This window comes from Ancylobacter polymorphus (assembly GCF_022836935.1).
Classification (GTDB): Bacteria; Pseudomonadota; Alphaproteobacteria; order Rhizobiales; family Xanthobacteraceae; genus Ancylobacter; species Ancylobacter polymorphus_A.
Window position 1 is genome coordinate 3,790,878 of the sequence record NZ_CP083239.1, and the last position, 23,827, is coordinate 3,814,704.

Annotated in this window: 18 protein-coding genes; 11 read left to right on the top strand and 7 right to left on the bottom strand. The window is 68.1% G+C overall.

Translation table 11 applies throughout. The annotated features are described in order from the left end of the window. Positions 1–70: 70 nt before the first annotated feature. Positions 71–3,646, bottom strand: a complete 3,576-nt coding sequence (locus tag K9D25_RS18200; protein WP_244377069.1) for an AsmA-like C-terminal region-containing protein — start codon at positions 3,644–3,646, stop codon at positions 71–73. 186 nt (positions 3,647–3,832) lie between these two features. On the opposite strand from K9D25_RS18200, the gene K9D25_RS18205 reads away from it, so the two are divergent. Further along, complete coding sequence (locus K9D25_RS18205; protein WP_244377071.1) at positions 3,833–4,300, top strand: peroxiredoxin; 468 nt, start codon at positions 3,833–3,835, stop codon at positions 4,298–4,300. 37 nt (positions 4,301–4,337) lie between these two features. On the opposite strand, the gene prfB is transcribed toward K9D25_RS18205, so the two are convergent. Then, positions 4,338–5,468, bottom strand: a complete 1,131-nt coding sequence (gene prfB, locus K9D25_RS18210) for a peptide chain release factor 2 (RefSeq protein ID WP_244377073.1) — start codon at positions 5,466–5,468, stop codon at positions 4,338–4,340. A 176-nt stretch (positions 5,469–5,644) separates the two neighbouring features. Here prfB and K9D25_RS18215 point away from each other — a divergent pair, with 176 nt between their 5' ends. Then, complete coding sequence (locus tag K9D25_RS18215) at positions 5,645–6,262, top strand: glutathione S-transferase family protein (protein WP_244377075.1); 618 nt, start codon at positions 5,645–5,647, stop codon at positions 6,260–6,262. Positions 6,263–6,280: 18 nt separating this feature from the next. Here K9D25_RS18215 and K9D25_RS18220 read toward each other — a convergent pair whose 3' ends face one another. Together K9D25_RS18220 and K9D25_RS18225 are read right to left on the bottom strand one after the other, a co-directional pair. Beyond that, positions 6,281–8,719, bottom strand: coding sequence for a penicillin-binding protein 1A (locus tag K9D25_RS18220; protein WP_244377077.1), 2,439 nt, complete (start codon positions 8,717–8,719; stop codon positions 6,281–6,283). Positions 8,720–8,836: 117 nt separating this feature from the next. Then, positions 8,837–10,126, bottom strand: coding sequence for an N-acetylmuramoyl-L-alanine amidase (locus K9D25_RS18225; protein WP_244377079.1), 1,290 nt, complete (start codon positions 10,124–10,126; stop codon positions 8,837–8,839). Between the two features lie 753 nt (positions 10,127–10,879). Here K9D25_RS18225 and K9D25_RS18230 point away from each other — a divergent pair. Beyond that, positions 10,880–13,675 carry an Rne/Rng family ribonuclease gene (locus K9D25_RS18230; RefSeq protein WP_244377081.1) on the top strand — a complete coding sequence of 932 codons (2,796 nt, stop codon included), beginning with the start codon at positions 10,880–10,882 and terminating at the stop codon, positions 13,673–13,675. A 167-nt stretch (positions 13,676–13,842) separates the two neighbouring features. Further along, complete coding sequence (locus K9D25_RS18235) at positions 13,843–14,670, top strand: transglutaminase-like domain-containing protein (protein WP_244377082.1); 828 nt, start codon at positions 13,843–13,845, stop codon at positions 14,668–14,670. 25 nt (positions 14,671–14,695) lie between these two features. Here K9D25_RS18235 and K9D25_RS18240 read toward each other — a convergent pair whose 3' ends face one another. Beyond that, the gene (locus tag K9D25_RS18240) at positions 14,696–15,538 is read right to left on the bottom strand and encodes an SDR family oxidoreductase (protein ID WP_244377084.1); all 843 of its coding nucleotides are present in this window, start codon (positions 15,536–15,538) and stop codon (positions 14,696–14,698) included. Positions 15,539–15,682: 144 nt separating this feature from the next. Here K9D25_RS18240 and K9D25_RS18245 point away from each other — a divergent pair, with 144 nt between their 5' ends. Further along, positions 15,683–16,054, top strand: coding sequence for a winged helix-turn-helix transcriptional regulator (locus tag K9D25_RS18245; RefSeq protein ID WP_244377085.1), 372 nt, complete (start codon positions 15,683–15,685; stop codon positions 16,052–16,054). A gap of 102 nt (positions 16,055–16,156) precedes the next feature. Here K9D25_RS18245 and K9D25_RS18250 read toward each other — a convergent pair whose 3' ends face one another. Continuing rightward, positions 16,157–17,359: a pyridoxal phosphate-dependent aminotransferase gene (locus K9D25_RS18250; protein WP_244377087.1), complete on the bottom strand. Its 1,203-nt coding sequence runs from the start codon at positions 17,357–17,359 to the stop codon at positions 16,157–16,159. 145 nt (positions 17,360–17,504) lie between these two features. Here K9D25_RS18250 and K9D25_RS18255 point away from each other — a divergent pair, with 145 nt between their 5' ends. The 6 genes from K9D25_RS18255 (at position 17,505) to aat (ending at position 23,109) form a co-directional block, all read left to right on the top strand. Then, positions 17,505–18,971 (top strand): M48 family metalloprotease, encoded by a 1,467-nt coding sequence (locus K9D25_RS18255; protein ID WP_244377089.1) that lies wholly within the window; start codon positions 17,505–17,507, stop codon positions 18,969–18,971. A gap of 35 nt (positions 18,972–19,006) precedes the next feature. Continuing rightward, the gene (locus tag K9D25_RS18260; protein ID WP_244377091.1) at positions 19,007–19,792 is read left to right on the top strand and encodes a DsbA family protein; all 786 of its coding nucleotides are present in this window, start codon (positions 19,007–19,009) and stop codon (positions 19,790–19,792) included. A 190-nt stretch (positions 19,793–19,982) separates the two neighbouring features. Then, a complete protein-coding gene (gene aroQ / locus K9D25_RS18265; RefSeq protein WP_244377093.1) occupies positions 19,983–20,426 on the top strand; it encodes a type II 3-dehydroquinate dehydratase in 444 nt (147 codons plus the stop codon). 33 nt (positions 20,427–20,459) lie between these two features. Continuing rightward, positions 20,460–20,939, top strand: coding sequence for an acetyl-CoA carboxylase biotin carboxyl carrier protein (gene accB / locus K9D25_RS18270; RefSeq protein WP_432207892.1), 480 nt, complete (start codon positions 20,460–20,462; stop codon positions 20,937–20,939). Positions 20,940–20,949: 10 nt separating this feature from the next. Next, positions 20,950–22,302, top strand: coding sequence for an acetyl-CoA carboxylase biotin carboxylase subunit (gene accC / locus K9D25_RS18275; RefSeq protein ID WP_244377097.1), 1,353 nt, complete (start codon positions 20,950–20,952; stop codon positions 22,300–22,302). Between the two features lie 126 nt (positions 22,303–22,428). Continuing rightward, entirely contained in the window at positions 22,429–23,109 is a 681-nt protein-coding gene (gene aat, locus K9D25_RS18280; RefSeq protein ID WP_244377099.1) for a leucyl/phenylalanyl-tRNA--protein transferase, read from the top strand. On the opposite strand, the gene K9D25_RS25100 is transcribed toward aat, so the two are convergent. Then, a complete protein-coding gene (locus tag K9D25_RS25100; protein WP_432207893.1) occupies positions 23,040–23,699 on the bottom strand; it encodes a DUF2155 domain-containing protein in 660 nt (219 codons plus the stop codon). The two genes, aat and K9D25_RS25100, sit on opposite strands and share 70 nt — an antisense overlap. Positions 23,700–23,827 lie beyond the last annotated feature (128 nt).

A 23,827-nucleotide genomic window follows, 5' to 3' on the forward strand; every position in this document is an offset into this window, starting at 1 on the left:
TCGCATGCCAATAGCGGGGAGCGATCCCGGCTCTTCGCTGCGCTGCGGCCGGGATGACGCCCTGAATGGCCTACCGCGTCGGAACCACCGCCGGCGGGGTCGGGTCCGGCGCCTGGCGGAATTCGAAGATCTTGCGCAGGAAGCCCGGCGCCACCGCCGAGATCGGGTTGACCCGCAACGTCGGGCCCGACACCGGGCCGACGATTTCATAGGTCACGCCGACCAGCCCCTCATTCGGCCCGCCGCCGAGGAAGAAGCCGACGACCGGCAGCCGGCTGAACAGATTGTTCAGCCCATAGGCCGGCACATAGGTGCCACGCACCGACACGCGGTCATTGGCGAGATCGAGCGTGCCGTCGAAGGTCGAGCCGATGGACGGCCCCCAGATGGCGCCATCGCGCAGGGTGATCTGCTGCGCCGAGCGCTGGAAATTGACCTGCAATTTGCGGAAGGCGATGGCCGATCCCGGCTGCGGGCGTCCGTCGCGCACCGTCTGCGGCGCGGCGGCGATCAGCCGGTCGAGGCCCGCTTCGCCACGGATGACGAAATCGCGCACATTGATCACGCCGCTCTGCGGCCGGCCGCCACCGGGGGCGTCGACATCGACCCAGAGGTCGCCGCCCTGGATCTTCGGATAGAGATCGATGAAGCGCAGCAGCGCCCCCGCATCGCTGGTGGCCACGCGCAGCTGCGGGCGGCCATTGCCCTGCGTTCTCAGCTCGCCGGTCACGCCGCCGGAACGGCCGACGAGCGCGCCAAGTGAAAAGCTGCGCAGCTCGCCCCCGCGGCGCGAGAGCACCAGCACGAGGTCGCGCATCGTCTCGCCATTATTGCCGGCGACCACGCCGAGCTTCACGTCGAGATCGACATCGGGCGGCCGCGCCGTGCCGGGCCCGCTGGGCGGCGTGTCGGTGAGCTGCTTGAGGAAGGCGCGGGCTTCGATCACGTCGCCGCGCACCGTCACCTTGTAGGTACCGTCGACATTCTCCAGCTTCAGATTTGCCTTGTCACCATCGGCGAGCTTGAAGGTCGGCAGGTTGGCGCTCAGCACGCCTCCCTTGGGATCGAGGTCCACCGTGCCGCGTATGTCGACCCCCTGCCCGCTGACCACGAGATCGTCGAGCCGGGTGACCTTATCGGTGATGTGGGCCTTGGCGGTCATCTTGGCCGCCTTGCCGGCGGGCTTGGTCCAACCCGGCACAAGGTCGACCAGCTTGGTCTTGGTGAGGTCGAGTTCGACATCCACCGTTTTCACTTTGGCACCGACCACGCCGGCGAGCTTGACGCCGAGCGGGCCCGCCATGCCCGGCAGTTCGAAGCCGAGCTTCTGCCGCGCGGAATCGTCGAGCGAGGCGGCAACGGCGAAGGTGACATCCCCCGTAGCGGGGCGGTTGTACTCGAAGCTCGCCGGGGCACCGCCGAACTTGCCCTCGCCGCGCGCCACCGTCGCCGCCTGGGTCACGAAGGCCCGCACCGTGGCGTCGGTGAGATTTTGGTTGAACACCATCTTGGCGGCGGCGAAGTCCTCCAGCGTGGCGTCGAACGCATAGTCGATATCGGAAGGCTGGATGTTGTCGGACAGCTTCACGCTGATCTGCGCCGTACCGTCGACCGTACCGGAGACGGCCTGCGGGTCGATCGGCACATAGGTCGGCCCGCGCAGCGGCGGGATGCCCGCCAGTTCGATGGCCGCGGCCGCCGGACCGCTCACCTTGACCTGAACCTTCGCCTCCGGCTTGGGCGGAGCGGTGTCGGAAATGTCGAAGATGCTTTCAGCGATCTCCAGCCGGCGTTGGCCAGGCGTCTCCATCGCCGCCTTCGCCACCGACACATGCGCCGTGCGGCCGGTGATCTTGACCACCACATCGGCATCGATGACCGGCGGCAGGCCGGGCACCGGGACGAAGCGTCCCCTGGTGCCGGTGATGGCAATGTTCAGCCCGTCATCGGCGAGCGGGTTGTCCTTCTTGCCGATCGAGTCCAGCGGCGCGTTGAAGAAGATGCTGGCCTGGCTGACATCGCCGGAGATCAGATGATCATAGACCCATTTGCGCGGCGCCGGGGCTGCCACGGCCGGCCACAGCCGGATCAGCGACGTAGCTGTCATCGGCGTCGCATTGACGTTCATGGACAGCGAGGGTGTCGGCCCGGCAAGTTCCAGCGCCCCGCCGAGGGTGATCCCGCCCTGCGGCCCCTTGAGGTCGCCACGGTCGATGCTGGCGCGCTGCGCCACCGGATCGAAGGAGAGATCGATCACGATGTCGTCCAGCACGAAGGGGGGCACCTCGTTCTGATGCGGCCCGCCACCAAGGAAACTGGCGCGCGCCGCCTGGGTGTGCAGCCGCCACAGACCGGCACGATCGGCGGGAATGTCCACCGTTCCGGCAAGGTCCATGGCGAAGGGACCGGCCTGCGCTGTCACCGAGGTGAGGTTGATCCGCCGCGCCGCCGGATCGAGGGTGAAGGCGACCACCGCCTCGTCGATCAGCATCCGCCCTTCCGCGTCGGAGCCGAGCTGCAATTCGCCGGCACCGGCGGCCAGCCGGCCCCTGGTGGCGAGCACCACGCCGCGCGCATCGATGGTGGCGGAAAGGTCCGCGGACAGCGGCGAGGTGGCGAGAATATCGCCCCCCGCCTTGCCGGCGGCGATCAGGAGATCGCGCGGCGCGAGGTCCCGCACCTGCAATTCGAGATCGCGCCGGCCCTCCACCAGCGCGCCGAGCGTGGCGCGCGCCGACCAGGGCCCGTCCATGCCGCCGGCTTTGATATCGAAGGTGACACCCCCCGCCGCCGGCCGCGACAGCGACAGGTCGATATCGTCGAAGGTCCATTCGCGCCCGCTGACCTCGTTGCGGATGACGACGATGCCTTCCTTGAGGCCGATTTCGCTCAGCGTGCCGCCATCAAGCCCGCCTTGGTCGAACTGACGGGCGAGCGCAGCAAGGCTGGCGATGCGCAGCGGCCCGAACGGCGTCGCCACTGGTGCGTCCGGCACCGTGGCGGGTTCGCCGGGCGTGACGGGTTCGCCGGGATCGGTCGGAGCCGTCGCCTCGGCGGGCGCCGCCGCGGCGGGCTCGGCCGTCGGCACGGTGGCGAGGAGTTTGGGCTGCGCGCGGGCGCCGTCCGGGGCGTTGGCCTCGGTGGAGATGGCGAGCTGGCCCTCCGCGTCGATGAACACGTTCAGCCGCACGCCGACCAGATCGACCCGTTCCGGCTGCATCAGCCAAGGAAGCCAGCTGTCCTGCAGCGCGACTTCGGCCTGCGGCGCGGTGGCAATGAGGTCGCCATCGTCGTCGCGCACGGTGATGTCGTTGGCGTGAAGCACAATGCCGCCGCTTTTCGCCCGCTCGGCGATGATGGCGCCGATTTGCACCGTGCGCCCGGCGCCGAGACGCGCCTCCAGCGTGCGCTCGACATAGGGCCGCGCCATGTCGACGGTGAGAATGCCGGCGCTGAACAGCAGATAGACGCCGGCAATGGTCGCCGCAGCGATGAGGAAGACCGAGCCGCCCGACCAGGCGCACAGCCGCAACCAGCGCCGTCGGCGCGCGGGCGCCGCGCAGGCCCTGGGCGGCCGCTTGACGCGAAGGCGCTTCACCTGGCGCTTGCCGGCCGTTGGCGACCTGTGCGTCGTCTGTTCTCTCATCTACGGCACGAATCCTTGACTTCGAGGCATAATGCCCGTGTGCGCGGCGGGCGGCGACAGCTTATCCACGCCCATGCTGACATCGTGCTGTTCGCCCGGCACAATTGGCGGCCGGCGCGTCATGGGCCTCCCCCTCAGCACCGTTCCCCCTGCCGATCACCCCCAAACACGCCGAAAGGAAGGCACATGACCGAGATTGCCGTAGGCGCCCCTGCACCTGACTTCACTCTGACCACCGATTCGGGCGAGGTGCTGTCGCTCGCCGGCTGCCGGGGCCGAAAGCTGGTGCTTTATTTCTACCCCAAGGCCGGCACCTCCGGCTGCACGGTGGAAGCGCATGATTTCAACCGGCTGAAGGCGGATTTCGACGCGGCCGGCACGCTCGTGGTCGGCGTCTCGCCCGATCCGGACAAGGCGCTCGCCAAGTTTCGCGCCAAGGAGGGACTGACCTTCCCGCTCGCCGGCAATGAGGACCACGCCATGCTCGAAGCCTATGGCGTGTGGGCGGAGAAATCCATGTACGGCAAGAAGTATATGGGCGTGGAGCGCACCACCGTGCTGATCGACGCCGAGGGCAAGGTCGCGCGGGTCTGGCCAAAGGTGAAGGTCGCCGGCCATGCCGAAGAGGTTCTGGCGGCGGCGCAGGCACTGTGAGGCGCGGCGGGGCGCAGCGCGCGCCCCGCCTCTGCCCTCAGTCCACATCCTCGACGCTGGCCGGCCCGCCGCCATAGGCGCGCTGCGCCAGCGCCGCTTCCATGAACGGATCGAGATCGCCGTCGAGCACCTCCTGCGGGGTGCCCGAGGTGACACCGGTGCGCAGGTCCTTCACCAGCTGATAGGGCTGGAGCACATAGGAGCGGATCTGGTGGCCCCAGCCGATATCGGTCTTGGCGGCCTGGTCGGCGGCGGCCTGCGCCTCGCGCTTCTTCAGCTCGATCTCGTAGAGCTTAGCACGCAGCATCTCCCACGCCGTGGCGCGGTTCTTGTGCTGGGAACGGTCGCCCTGCGCCACCACGGCGATGCCGGTGGGAATATGGGTGAAGCGCACCGCGGATTCGGTCTTGTTGACGTGCTGGCCGCCCGCGCCGCCGGAGCGCATCGTGTCGATGCGCAGGTCGCTTTCCTTGATGTCGACGACGATGCGGTCGTCGATGACGGGATACACGTCGACGCTGGCGAAAGAGGTTTGGCGGCGGGCGTTGGAATCAAAGGGCGAGATGCGCACCAGCCGGTGCACCCCGGCCTCGGTCTTCATCCAGCCATAGGCATTGTGGCCCTTCACCAGAATGGTCGCGGATTTGAGCCCGGCAGTCTCGCCCGCCTGCTCGTCCACCAGTTCCACCTTGAAGCCGCGCCCTTCCGCCCAGCGCGTGTACATGCGCAGCAGCATCAGCGCCCAGTCCTGGCTATCGGTGCCGCCGGCACCGGCATGGACTTCGAGATAGCTGTCATTGGCATCCGCTTCGCCCGACAGCAGCGCTTCGAGCTGTCGGCGCGCCACCTCGGCCTTCAGCTTGACCAGAGCCGCAGCGGCCTCATCGACGATGGAGGCGTCGCCCTCGGCCTCGCCCATCTCGATCAGCTCGACATTGTCGGCCAGTTCGCGCTCGATGCGCTCCAGCGCGCCGAGACCGTCCTCCAGCGTGCCGCGCTCCTGCATCAGCTTCTGCGCGCGCTCGGGATCGTTCCACAGATTCGGGTCCTCGGCGAGCGCGTTCAGCTCGGCAAGGCGGGCCTTGGAACGGTCGAAATCGATGTGCTGCCGCAGCAACTTTGCGGCTTCCCGGATTTCGTCGACGCTCGCGGCGAGCTCGGCGCGCATAATGGCTACTCTCGATAGGACGTTGAAGGCGGCGGAAAATAGAGGCGTTGCCCCATGGTGTAAACGCCCCGGTGCCCGCTTGGCGGCGCGAGGTGCGGTGCCAATGCGTTGCGGGTGGCTTGCGGGGGACCACAGCGGTTCTAGGATGCGGCCCTCACTGCAAGAAGGAACGTCCGATGCACCTCGTCGGCATGCTCGATTCGCCCTATGTGCGCCGCGTGGCGGTGTCGCTCACCACTCTCGGCCTGCCTTTCACCCATGAATCCGTGTCGGTGTTCCGTCATTACCCCCGGTTCCAGGAGATCAACCCGGTGGTGAAGGCCCCGTCCCTGGTGACCGATGCCGGCGTGGTGCTGATGGACTCGACCCTCATCCTCGAACATGCCGAGAAGCTGGCGGCGCCCGGCCGCTCGCTCGCGCCGACCGATCTCGCCGACCATGCCCGCGCGCAGCGCATCATCGGGCTGGCGCTCGCCGCCTGCGAGAAGAGCGTGCAGATCGTCTATGAGCATCAGCTGCGCCCAGCAGAGAAGCTGCACCAGCCCTGGCTCGACCGGGTGAAGGAACAGCTCTTCGCCGCCTATCGCCTGCTGGAAGACGAGATCGGCACCACAGAAGGCTGGCTGTTCGGGGCGAGCCCGCTTCAGGCCGACATCACCGCCGCCATCGCCTGGACCTTCACCACACGGATGATCCCCGAGGTGATGCCGGCCGACGCCTTCCCGGCCGTGGCCCGGCTCGCCGCCCGCGCCGAGGCGCAGGAGGCGTTCAAAGCCTGGCCCTATGATGGCTGAGGCGCCGACGGGCGCGGCTCAGTAGAGCCCGCCCGTGCCACTGGCACCGACCGCGCGGTCGGCATCCGGGTTGATGCCGATCGGATTACCCGCCGCATCGGTGGCGCCGATGATCGAATAGCTGTCCGGCGGCGCGGTGCCGGGCTTGAAGGCTTCAAGGATGGACGCTTCGCCCGGCCCGGCGCGCAGACCGGTCTTCGGGTTGATGCGGATCAGCTTGATGCCGGGCGGCACGCGGAACGGCACCGCCGGACGGTCGGCCAGAGCCAGCTTCATGAAGTCGCGCACGACCGGGGCGGCGATCAGGCCGCCGGTCGAGCCCTTGCCCATGGGCTTGGGCGTGTCGAAGCCGAGATAGACCGCAACGACGAGTTCCGGCGTGTAGCCGACGAACCAGGCGTCCTTTTCCTCGTTGGTGGTACCGGTCTTGCCGGCGATCGGCTTGCCGAGCACCTTCAGCGCCGTGCCGGTGCCGCGCTGGACCACGCCTTCCAGCATCGAGGTGATCTGGTAGGCGGTCATCGGGTCGAGCACCTGCTCGCGGCGGTCGACCAGCACCGGCTCGCTCTGGCCCTGCCAGCCGGCAGCGTCGCAGCCGCGGCATTCGCGCTCGTCGTGACGGTAGATGGTCTTGCCGTAGCGGTCCTGCACGCGGTCGATCAGCGTCGGCTTGATGCGCTTGCCGCCATTGGCGAACATGGAATAGCCGCCGGCCATGCGCAGCGCCGTGGTCTCGCCGGCGCCGAGCGACATGGAGAGCACGGGGAGCAGATTGTCGGAGACGCCGAAGCGCTTGGCGTATTCCACGATCAGCGGCATGCCGAGATCATTGGCGAGCCGCACCGTCATCACGTTACGCGACTGCTCAATGCCGAAGCGCAGGGTCTGCGGCCCGTAGAACTTGCCGGAATAATTCTCCGGCCGCCACGTCGCCTGCCCCTGCTGGGCGAGTTCGAACGGCGCGTCCATGATCACGCTGGACGGCGTGTAGCCATTGTCGATCGCGGCCGCATAGACATAGGGCTTGAAGGACGAGCCGGGCTGGCGCATCGCCTGGGTGGCGCGGTTGAACTGGCTTTCGTCGAAGGAGAATCCGCCCGCCATGGCGAGCACGCGGCCGGTGGAGGGGTCCATAGCCACCAGTGCGCCCTCGATCTGCGGCTGCTGGCGCAGGCGCCACTGGTCGGGCTTGCCGTCGACCGGCTCGACATAGACGACATCGCCGGGCTTGAGCACGCCCGCCACGCCGCCCTTGGCGTTACGGACCGCCCATTTGGCGCCGTCGGCGGTGATCATGCCGACATCGCGCTGGGAACTCAGCACGCCGGAACGGTCGCGCTGCGGCTGTAGGCCGATGCGCGCTCCCTTGGCGTCGGAATCGAGCACCACGGCGAGGCGCCAGGGAATGTCCGTGAAGGTGCGCACATCCGCAAGGCGCGCGCCCCAGTCGCCCGTGGTCTCGATGCGGGTCACCGGGCCACGGAAGCCGCGCTGTTCGTCGTAGCGGGTCAGACCATCGAGCAGCGCCTGCTTGGCATATTGCTGGAGCTTGGGGTTGAGCGTGGTGCGCACCGACAGGCCGCCGCCATAGAGCTTGTCCTCGCCATAGCGCTCGAAGATCTCGCGGCGCACTTCCTCGGCGAAGTATTCGGCGGAGAAGATGTGGGCGCCCGTTGGACGCACGGTGACGGCGAGGTCGGTCTTCTTCGCCTCCTCGGCCTGCTGCTCGGTGATGTAGCCGTTCTCGGCCATGCGGTCGATCACCCAGTTGCGGCGCTCGACGGCGGCGTCGTGGCGGCGGAACGGGTGATAATTGTTCGGTCCTTTGGGCAGGGCGGCGAGATAGGCAGCCTCGGCGATGGTCAGCTCGGAAACCGACTTGTCGAAATAGAGCAGCGAGGCGGCGGCGACGCCATAGGAGCCAATGCCGAGATAGATCTCGTTCAGATAGAGTTCGAGGATCTTGTCCTTGGAATACGCGCGCTCCATGCGCAGCGCCAGCAGCGCCTCCTTCACCTTACGGTCGATGGAGACCTCGTTGGTGAGAAGGAAGTTCTTCGCTACCTGCTGGGTGATGGTGGAGGCGCCCTGCGGGCGGCGGCCGGAGCCGTAATTTTGCACGAAGGCATAGACCGCGCGACCGATGCCGGTGAGATCGATGCCGCCATGGGAATAGAAGTTCTTGTCCTCGGCGGAGATGAAGGCTTCCTTCACCAGCGGCGGAATGTTCTGGATCGGCAGATAGAGCCGGCGCTCGCGGGCATATTCGGCCAGCAGCGAGCCGTCCGCCGCGTGAACGCGGGTCATGACCGGCGGCTCGTAATTCTGCAGCTGGCTGTAGTCCGGCAGGTCCTGCGAGAACTTCCACGCAAAATAGCCGGCCGCCGCGCCGCCGACCACGAAGACGATCGTGCCCAGCGCGAACATGAAACCCAGAAACCGCAGAAGCAGCCGCATGCGGCCAGGCCCCCATAAGCTGAGGACGCCACCGCGCGCCAGCACGATGCGAGTCCAGTGTCCGTCGTCGCCCTAAGGGCAGCGTGTGCGCGGCAACTATGGCCTAATCGCGACCGTTCAAGGCACGGTCGCGGCCAGGGGGTCGCCGCCTGTCCGGCCCGCGCTGACCGGCAGAGCCACGGGGGAACCCTCGACGGGTCCCTGAGCGGCGAAATAGGCATCGATCGCCACGACCATAGCCTCGGTGACACTAGCCTGCCACGCGGCCGATGTCATGAGTTCGAGGTCCTTGGCGCTGGAGAGATAGCCGAGTTCGAACAGAACGGAGGGCACGTCCGGCGCCTTCAACACCTTGAAGCCAGCCGATTTCAACGGCGATTTATGCATCCGCGCCACGCCGCTGACGCTCCCCGCCAGGCTGCGGGCAAAAAGCGAGGAAAAGTTGCGCGTTTCACGCTGGGCGAGGTCGAACAGGATGCCGGCGACATCCGCCGGCTCCTCGGAAAGGTCAATTCCCGCGATGAGATCGGCCTTGTTTTCCGAATCCGCGAGGCGCTGCGATTCGGCATCGGAGGCGCGGTCGGAGATGGTGTAGATCGTCGCCCCTCGCACATCGCCGTCCTTCGAGCCGAGCGAATCGGCGTGCAGCGAGATGAACAGCCGGGCGCCGTTTTCCCGGGCGAAGCGCACGCGCTGGCCGAGCGAGACATAGGTGTCCTTGGTGCGGGTCATCAGCACGCGGTAGCGGCCGGTGTCGTCAAGCCGCCGCTGCAGCTGGCGGGCGATGACAAGGACCAGTTGCTTCTCATTGACGCCGAACTTGGCGTTCACCGCGCCAGCGTCAATGCCGCCATGGCCGGGGTCGAGCACGATGACCGGACGCGTATCGCCGGCAACGGCGGCCTCGGCCTGCGGCATGTCCGGCTGGTCCGTAGCGCGCTGGGGGGCGGCCGCCGCCTGCAAGAAGCTGGCGCGGTCGGTCTTGACGAGATCGATCACGAGCCGTGCCGGCTGGTCGTCCATGGGATCGAGCACGAAGGCCTTGTCGACCTTCACCGGTGCCGTCGCGTCGAGCACGATGCGCGCCTTGCCCGGCGCGAACAGGCCGAAGCGATAGGCCGAGACGAGGCCCCGCCCCTCCTGCCCTGCCGAGGCTGGCAGGGCGAAGATGACATCGGGAATGTCGATGACGACGCGATAGGGATCGGCGAGGGTGAAGGCGCCGAGCGGCACCGAGCGCGAGAGGTCGATCACCAGCCTTGTGCGCTGGTCGTCGCCAGCGAGGCGCGCATCACTCGCCACCACCGGCTCGCTGGCACCGGCGGCATGGGACGTGGAGAACCACGCCGACAGCAGCGTGAGCGCCACCGCCAGCCAGATCGTCCGCATACCCCTTGGCCACGCCATGGCTGCCCGTGTCTCCTCATGTCCCGGTTGTCCGCCACGAAGGTGGAGCGCGTGCCCCGCCTTTCTAGCGAATTACGCAGGAAGGGTTAACCGGCCCTTGCGCCCGGCCCCGTTTCGCCGGGCGGGCGTGGCCGGCGGGCAACGCCCAGCGCGCGGCATGTCGGACGCGATCCTTGCCAAATCGCCATGCGTGCCGCTATTAAGAGCATGCATATGGTTCGCATTCCGGTCGCTCGTCGACGTCCGGCTTTCGCGGCCCCTGCGGCGAAGGGCTATCCAGCGATGGTGGGCCCGGCACAAGGCGCGATTTCCGTTCAGGACCCGTAGCCGTGCCTCGGCGGTCGTCATGACTGCGCGCCCGGGGAACGCGGTCCGGTTTCGTCATTCACGGACGATTGGACGTGGGGCTTGCGCGCGGTGCTTTTCGCCGTGTCGTGTCCCACGGTTTTCGCGGCCATCTGACGTGAGCCGGACCGCGTGCGGTCGCGGCTCGCCCTGTTCGGTCGTGTAAGGACGGCAACCAACGATGATGCGTCAGCCGGCAAGTGTGGGTCTCGTGCGCAAGGCGGTTCACCGCTACGCACCTGCCCGCAGGCCCGCGACCTGCGCACCGCGTCGGCGCCCCGCCTGCGAGGCTCCCCGTCCTGCCCGCCGCATCCCCTTCGCGCTTTCAGTTTCCGCTTACTGGCACGGTCCGAGCCGTCCGGCGTCGCTGGCGACGTCGACGCGGCCGCTGCCCCATATGAGAGTTCAATGGCCAACAAGATGCTCATCGACGCCACCCATCCCGAGGAGACTCGGGTGGTGGTGGTGCGCGGCAACCGAGTCGAGGAATTCGACTTCGAAGCCGCCAATCGCAAGCCGCTGCGCGGCAACATCTACCTCGCCAAGGTCACGCGGGTAGAACCTTCCCTCCAGGCCGCCTTCGTCGAATATGGCGGCAACCGGCATGGATTCCTCGCCTTCAGCGAGATCCATCCCGATTATTACCAGATCCCGGTCGCCGACCGGCAGGCCCTGCTGGCTGAGGAAGAGCGCCAGCAGCGGCGCGACGCCGAAGCCGAGAACGAGGACAAGCCCAAGGGCCGTCCCCGCCGGCCGCGCGGCGCCGCCAAGTCCGCCGAGGGCGACGAGAGCGTTTCCGAGGAAGCCACGACCGAAACCGCCGGCGAGACCGAGGGCGACGCCGCCCCGGCGCGGCGTTCGCGCCGTCGCCGCTCGTCCGATGAAGAAGGCGGTGGCGAGGGCGGCGAGGTCGAGGAGATCGCCGACGAGGAAGAGATCGTCGACGAGGTCGGCTCCGACGACGCCATGGAAGAAATGCCGGAGCGCGCCCCGCCGCGCGGCCGGGCCCGCACCTACAAGATCCAGGAAGTGATCAAGCGCCGGCAGGTGATGCTGGTGCAGGTGGTCAAGGAAGAGCGCGGCAACAAGGGCGCGGCGCTCACCACCTATCTCTCGCTCGCCGGCCGCTATTCGGTGCTGATGCCCAACACGGCGCGCGGCGGCGGCATCTCCCGCAAGATCACCTCGGCCGAGGACCGCAAGCGGCTCAAGGAGGTCGCCTCCGACCTCGAAGTGCCGGAGGGCATGGGCGTCATCCTGCGTACCGCCGGCGCCAACCGCACCAAGCCGGAGATCAAGCGCGACTTCGAATATCTCCTGCGCCTGTGGGAGAATGTGCGCGAGCTTACTCTGGGCTCCACCGCACCGTCGCTGGTCTATGAGGAAGGCTCGCTGATCAAGCGCTCCATCCGCGATCTCTACAACAAGGACATCGACGAGGTTCTCGTCGCCGGCGAGGACGGCTACCGCGAGGCCAAAGACTTCATGCGCATGCTCATGCCGAGCCATGCGAAGAACGTGAAGATCTACAAGGATCTGCAACCGGTGTTCACCCGCTTTGGGGTGGAGAGCCAGCTCGACGCGATGTTCCTGCCGCAGGTGCAGCTGAAGTCTGGCGGCTATCTCGTCATCAACCCGACCGAAGCGCTGGTCTCCATCGACGTGAACTCCGGGCGCTCGACCCGTGAGCACAATATCGAGGACACGGCGCTGAAGACCAATCTGGAGGCCGCCGAGGAGGTGGCCCGCCAGCTGCGCCTGCGCGACCTTGCCGGCCTTGTCGTGATCGACTTCATCGACATGGACGAGAAGCGCAACAACCGGGCGGTGGAGCGCAAGCTCAAGGACTGCCTGAAGAACGACCGCGCCCGCATCCAGCTCGGCCGCATCTCGCATTTCGGCCTGATGGAGATGAGCCGCCAGCGCATCCGCACCGGCGTGCTCGAATCCTCCACCGAGGTGTGCCCGCATTGCGGCGGCACCGGCCATGTGCGCTCGTCCGCGTCGGTCGCGCTGCAGATGCTGCGCGGCGCCGAGGACATTCTCCAGCGCTCCAACACGCATAACCTGATCATCCGCACCCGCGCGGAAAACGCGCTCTATGTGCTCAACCACAAGCGCGCGCATCTGCACGAGCTGGAAGAGCGCTTCGGCGTGCTGATCACCATCGCGGCCGACCCGTCGCTGACCGGGCTCACCCCCTTCGCCATCGACAAGGGCGACGCGGTGCCGAACCCGATCCCGCTGCCGCGTCCGCCCGAGCTGGTGTTCGAGCCGGAGGACGAGATCGTCGGCGAGGAGAGCGAGGACGAGATCGAGACCGAGGCGCCGGTTGAAGCCGCCGCCGAGCCCGAGGCCGGCGAGAGCCGCGACGCGGCACCCACGGCCTCCGGCGACACGTCCGGCGAAGGCGGGCGCCGTCGGCGCCGTCGGCGCCGGCGTCGGCGCGGCGGTGGCGGCAATGGCGAGAATGGCGAGCGCCATGCCGAGGGCGAGACCGGTTCGGACATGTCCGGCGTCGAGTTCGAGGATGAAGGCGAGGACGGCGAGGGCGATGAGCCCGCCGAGACCACCGTGGTCGCGGACGAGGTGACGGCCGAGACTGTCGCCCAGGTCCCGGCAACCGACGTGCCGGCGACCGACGCGCCGGCCGAGGCTCTGCCCGCGGACGCGGCGATCACGCCGGCCGAGGCGCAGGACATTGCTGCGGCGGAACCGGCCCCTGAAGTCGTGACCGAGGCCGCTGCGGCCGCCGCGCCCGTCGAGGACGAGAAGCCGCGTCGCGGCCGTCGCGGCGGCGGACGCCGTACCAAGGCGGCGGCAGCCGAGGCCAGCACGGAGGCCGTGCCGGCCACCGAAGCTCCTGTCGCAGAAGCCCCTGCAGCGGAAGCGCCGACGGCCGAGGCGGCGGAAGCTGCCGAGGCGAAGCCCAAGCCCCGCCGCCGCCGTTCGACGGTGCGCGAGAAGGCGCCGGTCGCGGTGGAAGGCGATACGGTGAGCGAAAGCGTGAGCGCGGCGCCCGTGGAAGCGGCGGCGCCGGAAGCCCCGGTCGCGGAAAGCGCGCCGGAACCGGCCGTTGCCGCCGAGCCGGCGCCGGTGGAGGCGCCGCCGGCTGAGGAGGCACCCGCTCCTGCTGCTCCGGCCCCGGAGCCCGACCGCCCGCGCCGCACCGGCTGGTGGCAGCGCAAGATATTCGGCGAGTGATCGCCGATACCTGATGGTGGTGAGGCGAGGCGCATCTGCGCTTCTCCGGCCCTGAAAGCGAAGACGGCGCCGCACGGCGCCGTTTTCTTTTCACCTTTCGTTTCGGCCGGCGGGAACCAGCGTTGCCGCACCGGGTTGCCCTGCGTCGAGGACGGGGCGCACGCACTATGATCACCCTAAACTGCGGATACCGCATCGAGGTCGTGTGCGACCGGCCGACGGCGGCCATCACTCTTCTCGACCCGCACCCGGAACGGGCGGTGGACATTCTGCATGTCGATATTCTGGCCGTCAGCGCGCTCGGCGATGGCAGCCCGGTTCCCTGCGAGACCTATGAAGACGGTTTCGGCAATATCTGCCGGCGGCTGGTCATCCCGCCGGGCGGCGCGCGCTTCGAGAGCCGCATCAATGTCGCCGATCCCGGCACGCTTGATGTGTTCGACCTCAACGCCATCGAGCACAACCCGGCCGATCTGCCGCCCGGGGTGCTGCAGTTCCTGCTGCCGAGCCGGTATTGTGAGGTGGACGAACTGTCCAATACGGCGTGGGGCCTGTTCGGCAGCTACGCCCCCGGCTGGAACCGGGTGCAGCAGATCTGCAATTTCGTCCACGCGCAAATCCGCTTCGATTATCAGTGCGCACGCAGCACCCGCACCGCCGCGCAGGCGCTCAACGAGAGGGTCGGCGTCTGCCGCGACTTCACCCATCTCGCCGTGGCGCTCACCCGGGCGATGAACATTCCCGCCCGGTACTGCAACGGCTTTCTCGGCGATGTCGGCGTGCCGCCCAACCCGGCGCCGATGGACTATAATGCGTGGTTCGAGGCCTATATTGGCGGCCATTGGCACACCTTCGACGCCCGCCACAACGTGCCGCGCATCGGCCGGGTGCTGGTGGCGCGCGGGCGCGATGCCGCCGATATCCCGATGCTCCACACCTTCGGCCCGCATATTCTGCAGCGCTTCGAGGTGATCACCGAAGAGATCGCGGCCTGACGCCCGCGCCCGGAAATGCCCGGCGTCAGGACCGCAGCGCCGCGGCGTGGTCCTGCGCCCACTGCGCCACGCTGCGCGGCTCCTTGCCGGTCAGCGTCTTCACCGCGTCGGTCACGCCGGCCGTCCATCCCTCGCGCACGGGATAGAAGATGCTGGCGAGGAAGCGGGCATAGTCTTCGCCAACGCCAGCGCCGGTGAGAATGCCGACGAAGGTGTCGTCATCGACCGGGGCATAGGCGACCGGCTTGCCGATCACCTGCGCAAGGATCGCCGCCGCCTCGGCGTAGCTCAGCGCCTCCGGACCGGTGAGGTTGAACGCCTTGTTGTCGAAGGCGTCGGTGGTGAGCGCGCTCGCGGCGCTGGCGGCAATGTCGCGCCCGTCGATGAAGCTCGACTTGCCTTCGCCCGCCGGCACGGCGATGGCGCCGGCATGGTCGATGCCCGGCTTCCAGAAATTGAGAAAATTGTCGGTGAACCAGTTCGGCCGCAGGATCACATAGGGCGTGCCGGAGGCGATGAGCGCCAGTTCGACCTGGCGATAGGGGATGGAATCGTCGGCATCGACGCCGAGCGCGGTCTGCAGCACCACCTTCACCTTGCGCGCAGCGGCGGCCTCGATGACCGGAATCAGCCATTCGCGCGGCGTGGTGACGCCGCCCGGCAGCAGCACATAGGCGCGGTCGACACCCTCGAACGCCGCTGCATAGGTCTCCGGCCGGTCGAAGGCGAAGGCCACGCCGTCCGCGCCCTCGATCGCCGCGCCGCTGCGCGAGGCAGCCTTTACCGTCTCACCGCGCTCCAGCAACTCCTTCACCAGCGGCCGTCCCACATGACCGCTCGCGCCGAGAACCAGAATCTTGCCTGCCATCGTCCGTCTCCTTAGTATCTAACGGAAACCATGTTTCGAATGACAACCTACGCCCGTCCCCCATGTCCGCAAGAGAGCACTTTGCGCTCACATGGTGGCGTCGAGGAAACCGGCCCGCCGGTGTCAGCCACGAGGGAGACCGCGATGCGCTACGCCTATAATGTCTATGAAGACCGCTGCCCGACGCGGCTGGTGCTGGACCGGCTCGCCGACAAATGGGCGCTGCTGATCCTCGACCGGCTGGAAGACGGGCCGGTGCGCTTCAACCATCTGCGCCGCGACATCAAGGGTATCTCGCAGAAGGTGCTGTCGCAGACGCTGAAAAAGCTGGAGCGCGACGGGCTGGTGACGCGCACGGTTTATCCCACGGTGCCGGTCACGGTGGAATATGCCCTCACCCCGCTCGGTCGCGCGCTGGGCGAGACCGCCGCCGCCCTCACCCATTGGGCCGAGCACAATATGGACGCCATCCTCGCTGCCCAGGCCGCCTACGACGCGGCGCTGGTGGAACGGTAAGGGCTGTCGGACGCCGCCTGCATGCTTCGAGGCCGGCTTTACGGCCGGCACCTCAGCATGACGGCCGTTGTGAAAAGGACACAGGGCCGAGGTGCCCTGCCCTCATCCCTTGCGCAGGAAATCGCCGATCCGCCGCACCGCCTCGCGCATCTCGCCCGGCGCGCCGGCATAGGAGAGGCGCAGATAATGGTGACCGCGATGCGGGTCGAAATCGACCCCTGGCGTCGCCGCAACATGCGCCTCGTCGAGGAGCCGCCGGGCGAAGGCGGCGGAATCGTCGGTGAAGCGCGCCACATCGGCATAGAGATAGAACGCGCCGTCGACGGGCAGGAATTCCGGCAGGCCGGCGGCGGGCAGGCCCTGCGTCAGGATCAGCCGGTTCTCCTCATAGCCGTGCTTGACCGCCTCCATCTCGCCCGCGCCGTCAAAGGCCGCCTCGGCGGCGATCTGCGAGAGGGTGGGCACCGAGATCATCAGGTTCTGCTGCAGCCGCTCCACGGCGCGCACGAGCCCCGTGGGCATCACCATCCAGCCGACCCGCCAGCCGGTCATGCAGAAATATTTCGAGAAGGAATGGATGATGGTGGCCTCCGGGCTCACCGCCGCCGCCGTCGAGGCGGGGAAGGCGTAGTCGAGCCCGTGATAGATCTCGTCGGAGATGAAGCGGATGCCCGCCTCTTCCGCCGTGCGGATCAGCTCCGCCAGCGCTTCAGGGCGCATCATCGTGCCGGTGGGGTTGGCCGGGCTCGCCACCAGCACGCCCTTGAGCGGGGCGCGGCGGTGGGCGTCGAGCAGCGCCTCGGGGGTGATGACCCAGCGCGAGGCGGCGTCGGTCTCGATCAGCACCGGTTCGCAGCCGAGGGCGGTGAGGATGTGGCGGTAGGGAGGGTAGCCGGGATTGGCGATCGCCACCCGGTCGCCGGGCTCGAACTGGGCGAGGAAGGTGAGCAGGAAGCCGGAGGAGGAGCCGGTCGTCACCACCACACGTCCGGGATCGAGGTCGAGCCCGTAGGTCTCGCCATAATGCCGGGCGATGCGGGCGCGCAGCGAGGGGATGCCGAGCGCGGTGGTGTAGCCGATGCGGCCATGGTCGAGGGCGCGCCGCGCCGCCTCGCGCGCGGTGGAGGGGGCCGGCGCCGCCGGCTGGCCGACCTCCATATGGATGACATGGCCGCCCTCCGCCTCGATGCGCGCGGCCCGCTCCATCACGTCCATGACGATGAAGGGGGCGATCTCGCTGCGGCGAGAGGCGCCGGCAAGCCGCGCGGCGGCTGCGAGGCGATCTGACGGGAACGATGTATCCATGATGCCGAACCTTGCCCACGCGCCGCACGCGTGCCGCATTGTTTCGCGCGTGTCGGCGGACGTTCAATAGAAGATGATAACGGGTAGGCTTGACCCTGCCGTCACGACAGCGTCAGTTCGCCCCGGAAACAATTCGTGTCGATGGATGATGCCTTCGCTGCTGCTTGACAACCCCTCCCGCGCCACCCGCCGCCCGAGCGGTCGCCTTGTCGCGCGCCTACGCGCCGGGCTCACGCGCGGCGCCGCCTTCGTGGCCGCCGCCGCGCTGCTCGCCCCGTCCGCCCCGGCACAGGCGCAGAGCCGCCAGCCCGGCATCATCCGCGACGCCGAGATCGAGACGCTGATGCGCGATTACACGCGCCCGATCTTCAAGGTGGCCGGCCTGCAACAGCAGAACATCCAGGTCGTGCTTGTCGGCAGCGACAGTTTCAATGCCTTCGTCGCCGACGGAAGGCGCATCTTCATCAATACCGGCGCGCTGCAGCAGTCGAAGACGCCGAACGAAATCATCGGCGTGCTCGCGCACGAGACCGGCCATATCGCCGGCGGCCACCTCGCCAATATGCGCCAGCAGCTGGAGTCGGCGCAGACCGCCGCCATTGTCGGCATGCTGCTCGCCGCCGGCGGGGTGGCGGCAGGCGCGGCGAGCGGCGCCAATATGGGCGGCGCGGCGGCGGGCGCCATCATGGCGCCGCAGGAAGTCGTTCGCCGCACGCTGCTCTCCTATCAGCGCGGACAGGAAGCCTCAGCCGACCAGGCGGCGGTGAAGTACCTCACGGCCACCAAGCAGTCCGCCAAGGGCATGCTGACGACCTTCGAGCGCTTCCAGAACGACCAGATCTTCCTCAGCCAGCGCGTCGACCCCTATGTGCTGAGCCACCCGATGGCGACGGAGCGCATCGCGCTTCTGTCGGAGATGGCGCATAAGAGCCCCTATTTCGACGCCAAGGACCCGCCCGCCCTGCAGGCGCGGCACGACATGATGCGGGCCAAGCTGGTCGGCTTCACCCAGCCGCCGGACACGGTGAACCGTACCTATCCGCGTTCCGACACTTCGCTGCCGGCGCGCTATGCGCGGGCGATTTCCGGCTACCGCTTCGGCAGCATCTCCGACGCGCTGAACCAGATCGATTCGCTGATCGCCGACCAGCCGAATAATCCCTATTTCTACGAGCTGAAGGGCCAGGCGCTGCTGGAGGCCGGTCGGGCGCGGGAGGCGGTGCCACCTCTGCGCCGCGCCGTCGCGCTGTCCGATGGCAACCCGCTGATCCGCATGCTGCTCGGCCAGGCGCTGGTCGCCAGCGACGACAAGGCGTCGATGGAAGAAGCGGTACGCGAACTCAACTTCAGTCTGCAGCGCGAGCCGACCTCGCCCGCCGGCTGGCGCTACCTCGCCATGGCCTATGGCCGCAAGGGTGACATTCCCAATGCCGACCTCGCCTCGGCGCAGGCCGCCTATATGAGCGGCGATTTCCGCCTGTCGCGCGAGCTTGCCACCCGCGCCCGCAACGGCTTCAAGCTCGGCTCGCCGGGCTGGCTGAAGGCGGACGACATCGTCAACTACAAGCCGCCGGTGGACCCGAACGCCCGCCGCAAGCAGGCCGGCCAGTGACGGCCGGTACCGCCTCTTTCCCGCTGGAGACTCCCATGCTGCCCCTTCGCCTCCTCCGCCGCGCCGGCCGCGCGACCCTCGCGCTCGGCCTTGCCGCCGGCCTGCTGCTCGGCGCGGCGCACACACCGGCCTCCGCACTCGACGATGCCCAGCGCAAGGAATTCGAGAGCGTGATCCGCGACTATCTCGTGAACAATCCCGAGGTGATCCAGGAAGCGATCATGGTGCTGCAGCAGCGCCAGGCCGCGGCTGCGGCCAAGCAGCGCGAGACGGCGGTGGCCGAACTCAAGCCCCGCATCTACGACACCACGCGCGGCGTCGTAGTCGGCAACCCGCAGGGCGACGTCACCCTGGTCGAGTTCTTCGATTACAATTGCGGCTACTGCAAGCGCGCGCTGGGCGACATGGTCGACCTCATCAAGGGCGACCCCAAGCTCAAGGTGATCCTCAAGGAATTCCCGGTGCTCGGACCGGGTTCGGTGGAAGCGGCGCGCGTGGCGGTCGCCGTGCGCCTGACCGCGCCGGACAAGTATTTCGACTTCCACAAGAAGCTGCTCGGCGAACGCGGCCAGGCCAACAAGGACAAGGCGATCGAGGCCGCCGTCGCGGCCGGCGTCGACAAGGCGGCGCTGGAGAAGGCGCTCGACAATCCGGAAGTCAACGCCACGCTGCAGGACGACCTGCAACTGGCCGAGGCGCTCGGCATCGATGGCACGCCAAGCTATGTGCTGGGCGACCAGGTGGTGGTCGGCGCGGTCGGTCATGACCAGCTGAAGGACGCCATCGCCTCCGTGCGCAAGTGCGGCAAGACCCAGTGCTGACCGTCCATGGCTGAAGCTGCGGCGCGGACCGCCCCCACGGACCGCGCCGCACGCGGCCCCGCCGCAAGGTCCGCCGGCCGGGGATAATCCCCCGGAAAGCACGGCAGGGCTTGGCGCGGGGCCAGCCATTGCCTATAAACCCGCGGCCGTCCCGGCATGGGGCCGCCGGCGGCTGGCTCAACGAGGCGCGATGCCCGACACGGTGCATGTTCTCAACGGACCGAATCTGAACCTGCTCGGTACGCGCGAGCCGGAGATTTACGGCCGTGCGACCATCGCCGATGTGGAGGCCGCCTGCCGCGCCGCCTGCGAGCGTCATGGCCTCGACCTCGTCTTCCGCCAGACCAACCATGAAGGCGAGCTCGTCACCTTCCTTCAGGAAGCGCGCGGCTCGCGGGGCGTGGTGCTGAACGCGGCGGCCTATACCCACACATCCGTCGCCATCGCCGACGCCATCAAGGCGGCCGGCCTCATTGTCGTCGAAGTCCACCTGTCCAACGTCTTCGCGCGCGAAGCCTTCCGCCATCATTCCTATATTTCGCCGGTCGCCCGTGGGGTGATCTGCGGTCTGGGGATCGACGGCTACCGGCTCGCCATCGACGCGCTCGCCACCGCCGGTGGCAAGATCAGCTGAGGGAGACGGGCGAGCGACCGTCACGGGATCATGATGAAAACCAACAAGCCGAACATCGACCCCGCGCTCGTGCGCGAGATCGCCAACCTGCTGTCCGAAAGCGACCTCACCGAGATCGAGGTGCAGCACGAGGATCTGCGCATCCGCGTCGTCCGCGCCGCGCCCACCGTCTATGCCGCCCCGGTCGCGGTCGCGCCGGCCCCCGTGGCCGCCGCCGCCCCGGCACCGGCCGCCGCCGCGCCGGCGTCTGCCGCTCCCGTGGCCGACCTGTCGAAGCATCCCGGTCTCGTCACCTCGCCGATGGTGGGCACCGCCTATCTCGGCCCCGAGCCCGGCGCGAAGTACTTCGTCGAGGTCGGCTCGGTGGTGAAGGAAGGCCAGACGCTGCTCATCGTCGAGGCGATGAAGACCATGAACGCGATTCCCGCGCCCCGCGCCGGCACCGTGACCCGTATCATCGTGGAGAATGCGCAGCCGGTCGAATATGGCGAGCCACTCCTGATCATCGAGTGAGGCGCGCCTGATGTTCGGCAAGATCCTGATTGCCAATCGCGGCGAGATCGCCCTGCGCGTGCTGCGCGCCTGCAAGGAAATGGGCATCGCCACCGTGGCGGTTCATTCCACCGCCGACGCCAACGCCATGCATGTGAAGCTGGCCGACGAGAGCGTGTGCATCGGCCCGCCGGCCGCCAAGGACAGCTATCTCAACATACCCGCTCTGCTCGCCGCCTGCGAGATCACCGGCGCGGAAGCGGTGCATCCGGGCTATGGCTTCCTGTCCGAGAATGCGCGCTTCGCCGAGATCCTGATCGATCACGGTGTCGCCTTCATCGGGCCCAAGCCCGAGCATATCCGGGTGATGGGCGACAAGATCGAGGCCAAGCGCACCGCCAAGGCGCTGGGTATTCCGTGCGTGCCGGGTTCCGAGGGCGGAATCTCCTCCGACGACGAAGCGACCAAGGTCGCCCGCGACATCGGCTATCCCGTGCTGATCAAGGCTGCCGCCGGCGGTGGCGGACGCGGCATGAAGGTGGCGCGCTCGGAAGACGAGCTGTCCTCCGCCCTTTCGACCGCCCGCTCGGAGGCCCGTGCCGCCTTCGGCGACGACGCGGTCTATATCGAGAAATATCTCGGCACCCCGCGCCACATCGAAATTCAGGTGTTCGGCGACGGCAAGGGCAATGCGGTTCATCTGGGTGAGCGCGACTGCTCGCTGCAGCGCCGCCACCAGAAGGTGCTGGAGGAGGCCCCCTCCCCGACCATTACCGCCGAACAGCGGGCCCGGATCGGCGAGACCTGCGCCAAGGCGATGCGCGACATGAAGTATCTCGGCGCGGGAACCATCGAGTTCCTGTACGAGAATGGCGAGTTCTACTTCATCGAAATGAACACCCGCATCCAGGTGGAGCATCCGGTGACGGAAGCGATCACCGGCATTGACCTGATCCGCGAGCAGATCCGCGTCGCCGCCGGCGAGACGCTGAGCTTCGGCCAGAGCGATGTGGTTCTGCGCGGCCACGCTATCGAGTGCCGCGTGAATGCGGAGCACCCGCGCACCTTCCGGCCGTCGCCGGGCAAGATCGGCTACTGGCATGTGCCGGGCGGCCTTGGCGTGCGCATCGATTCGGCCGTCTATCAGGGCTACTCGATCCCGCCCTATTACGACAGCATGATCGGCAAGCTCATTGTCCACGCCGCCACCCGCGAGGAGTGCATCGCGCGCCTCAAGCGGGCGCTGAACGAGTTCGTGGTGGAAGGCATCGAAACCACGCTGCCGCTGTTCCGCGAGCTGGTCGAGAATGACGACATCAAGCGCGGCGCCTACGACATCCACTGGCTGGAGCATTTCCTCGCCGAGGGCGAGCCGGGCGCCTGAAGCTCCCTTCAGCATCAGTGATCAAACGACATCATGGCCGGGACGCGTCCCGGCCATTTTCATGTCCCCGGCGCCGTACGGCGCCTCCACCTTCACAGCGCCGCGCATCTCGGTCATGCTGGCCGCATGTCACACCCGCGCGAACATCAGGTCGAAATCACCCCGGACGTGCTGCTGAAGGCCTATGCCTGCGGCATCTTCCCGATGGCCGAGAGCGCCGACGACCCCGGCCTCTACTGGATCGAGCCGGAGCGGCGCGGCATCATTCCGCTGGACGACTTCACCCTTACGAGCCGCCTCGCCCGCACGGTGCGGGCCGACCGTTTCGAAATCCGCATCGACCACGACTTCGAGGCGGTGATCGATGGCTGCGCCGCCCCCGCCGACGGGCGCGGCTCGACCTGGATCAACCGGCGCATCCGCAAGCTCTATTGCGACCTGCACGCACGCGGCTACTGCCACTCCGTCGAGGCCTGGCAGGATGGAGCACTGGTGGGCGGGCTCTATGGCGTCCGGCTGGGGCGGGCCTTTTTCGGCGAGAGTATGTTCCACATCGCCCGCGACGCCTCCAAGGTGGCGCTGGTGCATCTGGTGGCCCGGCTGAAGAAAGGTGGTTTCGTGCTGCTCGACACCCAGTTCGTCACCGATCACCTGCGCAGCTTCGGCGCGATCGAAGTACCCAAGCGTCAGTACAGCCGGCTGCTGGGACAGGCGCTGGAAGCGGGCGAAGGGGATTTCTACTGCTGGCCGCCGGGCGAGGCGATCACCGGCGCGGTCTGCTTGCAGTCGGTCAGCCACACATCATAGATCGGGTGCTCGACCCCGTGCAGGCCGGGGCTGGAGGCGAACATCCAGCCACCGAACAGCGGCTGCACCTTGCCGTCGAGTGCGATTTCCTGAATCTCGACGAAGCCCGTGGTGTTCTGCTGCTCGCTCTCCGGCCGTGTATAGCAGGCGCGCGGCGTGATCCGCAGCGCACCGAACTGCACGGTTTCGTTGATCGCCACGTCGAAGCTGGTGATGCGGCCGGTGATCTTGTCGAGGCCGGCGAACTCGGCGGTGCGGTTCTCGATCTTCTGCTCCGGCGGCTGGATCACCTCGATGTCGCCGCTTGGGCCGACGGTCGCCTGCCCCGGCACTTCCGCCGGCGCGGGCGCGGGCGCGCGCGGCGTACCGGCGTCGGGGTCTTCCATGATGGAGGGCACACCCGCCCCACCCGGCGGCGAATCGGGGTCCTCGACCGGCCCTTCCATCTGCGGCGGCGGCGCCAGCGGCTGCGATTCCACCCCACCCTGCCAGCCCTGGGCGGCGAGAGGCGCGGCGGCAAAGCCTGCCAGCATCACCCCGGCGAGAAGCGCGGAGCGCAGGAACGGTCGGAAAGCGGAAATGCCGTGCACCGGAAAGCCTCGCGAAGCGCACTGCCCCTCCGGCGCGCGCAGGGGGCCAAGATGCCGGGCAATGCGGCGATGTCGGGGCGGGCGCGAAAATCCCGCGCGTGGCCCCACCTGCCCCGCCGGCGCGGCGG